General features: G+C 73.3%; 4 protein-coding genes and 1 pseudogene. 4 read left to right on the top strand and 1 reads right to left on the bottom strand.

What is annotated here, in order from left to right:
- On the top strand, positions 1-571 hold a 571-nt coding region (locus ACZJYS_RS24000; RefSeq protein ID WP_493180600.1), incomplete at its 5' end, for a DNA mismatch repair MutL family protein.
- A gap of 6 nt (positions 572-577) precedes the next feature.
- Here the strand turns inward: ACZJYS_RS24000 and ACZJYS_RS24005 are convergent.
- Positions 578-1,213, bottom strand: a complete 636-nt coding sequence (locus ACZJYS_RS24005; protein WP_493180601.1) for a YciI family protein — start codon at positions 1,211-1,213, stop codon at positions 578-580.
- Between the two features lie 241 nt (positions 1,214-1,454).
- Here ACZJYS_RS24005 and rpmI point away from each other — a divergent pair, with 241 nt between their 5' ends.
- The 3 genes and pseudogenes from rpmI to ACZJYS_RS24020 all read left to right on the top strand — a co-directional run.
- On the top strand, positions 1,455-1,661 hold the full coding sequence (gene rpmI / locus ACZJYS_RS24010) for a 50S ribosomal protein L35 (protein WP_109516758.1): 207 nt from the start codon (positions 1,455-1,457) through the stop codon (positions 1,659-1,661).
- A 17-nt stretch (positions 1,662-1,678) separates the two neighbouring features.
- A complete protein-coding gene (gene rplT / locus ACZJYS_RS24015; RefSeq protein ID WP_109516757.1) occupies positions 1,679-2,050 on the top strand; it encodes a 50S ribosomal protein L20 in 372 nt (123 codons plus the stop codon).
- Positions 2,051-2,174: 124 nt separating this feature from the next.
- Positions 2,175-2,397 (top strand): annotated as a pseudogene (locus ACZJYS_RS24020) (phenylalanine--tRNA ligase subunit alpha); the annotation flags it as partial.

Here is a 2,397-nt window from a genome sequence, read left to right on the forward strand (position 1 = left end):
CCGCCCCGTGGCGCAGCTGATGGAGACCTACGTCCTGGCCGAGGCGCCGGATGGGGCGCTGATCCTGGTGGACCAGCATGCGGCGCATGAGCGGCTGACGCACGAGGCCTTCAAGGCGCAGCTGCTGGAGGGGCAGGTGCGCAGCCAGCCCCTGCTGCTGCCCGCCGTGGTGGAGCTGGCGCCGCTGGAATGCGGCCGCCTGCTGGAGGCTGCCCCTGCCCTGGAGCGGCTCGGGCTGGAGCTGGAGGGCTTCGGCCCCGGCGCGGTGCTGGTGCGCGCCCTGCCTGCCCTGCTCGGCAACCCCGACCCCGCCCCCCTGCTGCGCGACCTCTGCGCCGAGCTGGCCGAGTGGGAGGAAAGCACGGCGCTGGAGCGGCGGCTGGATGCCGCCATCGCGCGGCTGGCCTGCCATGGCTCGATCCGCGCCGGGCGGCGGCTGAACCCGGCCGAGATGGACGCCCTGCTGCGGCAGATGGAGGCCACGCCGCGCGCCTCCACCTGCAGCCATGGCCGCCCCACCTGGCTGCGCTTCGGCAAGGCGGAGTTCGAGAAGCTGTTCGGGCGGCGGTGAGGCCGCTCAGCCCGCACCCGGCAGCGGCCGGTAGGGCAGCGGCGCGAAGCGCGTGGCGTGCCAGGAGACCTCCCGCCAGACATCCTGGCGCAGATAGGGGTCCTCCGCCCACCAGCCCTGGGCCGCCGCCACGGAAGGGTGTGCGGTAATGGCCACCGAGCCCACCATCCGCCCGCCCGGCGCGTCCAGGATGGCGCCGCCCAGCGCCAGCAGCCCCGCCCGCGCCGCCGGCTCCACCCGGGCGAAATGCGCCTCGCGCGCCGCCAGGCGCCGCGCCGGTGCCGCCTCGTCCCGCCCGTCCCAGGCGATGGCGATGGTGTGGGTGGGCTGCTCCGGCGCCGGCTCCGCCGGCAGGGGGCGCCAGGGCAGCGGGGCGAGGCGGAACACATGCACCGCATGGCTCTGCCAGACCCCTTCCTGCCGGAAGGGCTCGGCCTCCAGGTAGCGCTCCAGCGCCTCGGGCCGCAGCAGCATCAGCGAGCCCTGGTATTGCCCCGCCGCATCCTGCAGCGGCACCCCGGCGAGCAGCTCCCCCGCCGCCGCCATCGGCCCGATCAGCGCCAGATGCGCCGCGCGCGCCGCGCCGATCCGCGACGCCGCATCCACAGCCGCCCGCGCCAGCACCAGCCGGCATTCCGTCATCGCCCTTCCTCCCGCACCGGATCTCTGGCGGCCATGCTGCGCCAGGCGCGCCGCGCTGCCCAGGGCCGGAACGGGACCCGCCGCGGAGCGGCATGCGAATCGGCCTCCGGCCTTGCCGCGCGGGCCGGGCATGGCTATACCCCCGCCTCTTCCCGCGCGTCCGGGCCTGTAGGGCATGCCCGGCCGCGGTTCCGTGTCCGCCTCTCCGGAGGCAGGGCGCTTCAGGACCAGGAGTACCGAAATGCCCAAGATGAAGACGAAGTCGAGCGTCAAGAAGCGGTTCACGCTGACGGCGACCGGCAAGGTGAAGGCTGGCGCCGGCAACAAGCGCCACATGCTGACCGCCAAGACCAACAAGATGAAGCGGCAGAACCGCGGCACCTACGTGCTGGACAAGCAGGATGGTGACACGGTGAAGCAGTGGATGCCGTACGGTTCGGCCCGGTAAGACAGAGGATCTGAACCATGGCTCGTGTTAAGCGCGGCGTCGCCGCCCACGCCCGTCACAAGAAGGTCCTCAAGCTCGCCAAGGGCTATGTCGGCCGTTCCTCCAAGGCCTACCGCCCCGCGCTCGAGCGCGTCGAGAAGGCCCTGCAGTACGCCTACCGCGACCGCCGCGTTAAGAAGCGCGAGTTCCGCGGCCTGTGGATCCAGCGCATCAATGCCGCGACCCGCGAGCATGGCCTGACCTACTCGAAGTTCATCGCCGGCCTGAAGGCCGCGAACATCGAGCTGGACCGCAAGGTGCTGGCCGCCATCGCCTTCGAGGACTCCGCCGCGTTTGGCGCCCTGGTCGAGAAGGCCAAGGCGGCGCTGCCGGCTTCGGCCGAGGCGTGATCTCCGCCCCCTCCTGAGGGGGCTGCGATGACCGAGCCGCCGCCGCCCTGGGCTTCCAGGGCGTCCGGCGGCTCTTTTCGTATCGGCGCATCCGAGACGCGCCAGGCACGGACGGGACGATACCATGACGGATGATCTCGCCACCCTGCAGGCGGAGACCGAGGCCGCGCTGGCCGCCGCCGCCGACCTCCGCGCGCTGGACGCGGTGCGGGTGGGCACGCTGGGCAAGAGCGGCGCGCTGACCGCGCTGCTGAAGGGGCTGGGCGCCGTGCCCGCCGATCAGCGCAAGGAGCGCGGCGCCGCCGTGAACCGGCTGAAGGCCACGCTGGAGGCCGCCATCGAGGCGC

The sequence above is a fragment of the Roseomonas sp. TS2 genome (assembly GCF_058833935.1).